This is a genomic window from Streptomyces viridosporus (assembly GCF_002078235.1).
GTDB classification, from domain to species: domain Bacteria; phylum Actinomycetota; class Actinomycetes; order Streptomycetales; family Streptomycetaceae; genus Streptomyces; species Streptomyces viridosporus.
Genome location: NZ_MSGP01000387.1, coordinates 1 through 297 on the forward strand (window position 1 = coordinate 1; position 297 = coordinate 297).

1 pseudogene is annotated in these 297 nt (G+C 76.8%); it reads right to left on the reverse strand.

The features are described from left to right. Positions 1–297, reverse strand: a pseudogene (locus B7L92_RS42705) (SpoIIE family protein phosphatase); the annotation flags it as partial.

Consider the following 297-nt stretch of genomic DNA (forward strand, 5'->3'; position numbering starts at 1 on the left):
CGGTCGAACAGCGCCCGAAGGGGGACGGCCAGCGGGGCGTCCGGGTCCGCGGCGAGTCCCTCGGCGGTCACCCGGACGGGCTCGTCGCCGCTCAGGCGGCGCTCCACCGCCCGGCGGCTCTCCTCCGACAGCGGCGGAAGCGGTTCCTCCAGGTACACCGGCCGCTCCCCGTCACGGGTGCCGTGGACGGCGATCCGCTCTCCTTCCCCCGACCCGGTGGGGCACAGGTCCAGTGCGGCCCAGTCACCCATCCCCGGGACCAGCAGGGGCAGCAGCCGGCGGCTCATGCCGGAGGCG